Annotated in this window: 1 protein-coding gene; it reads right to left on the bottom strand. The window is 49.6% G+C overall.

Features of this window, described 5'->3' with window-relative positions; genetic code table 11:
• Positions 1–240: hypothetical protein (locus ACVC08_RS00510; protein ID WP_452600558.1), on the bottom strand; the 240-nt coding region annotated here is incomplete at both ends.

The following is a 240-nucleotide window of genomic DNA, read 5'->3' as shown; positions in this document are numbered from 1 at the left end:
CACGGTTGTTGTCGTGACTGTGTAATCACTTGTGCCGGCTGTGCCTGTTGTCGTGACAATATCTACTACAACATCTGTTGAACTTACGGTATCTATGCTTACTGGAACGGTTACTGTGCCAGCGCCTTCGTTGACTGTTGCGTCGGCTATTGTTACTGTTGGCGCATTGTCGTTATCGGTGATCGTTACTGTTCCGCTTGGGTCCGTGTTTGCTGTGTTTCCGCTGGTTACTGTGCCATC

It is taken from the genome of Pontimicrobium sp. MEBiC06410, from assembly GCF_053601615.1.
The sequence above is the reverse complement of the archived record's forward strand: the minus strand, read 5'-3'. Positions and strand labels throughout refer to the sequence as shown.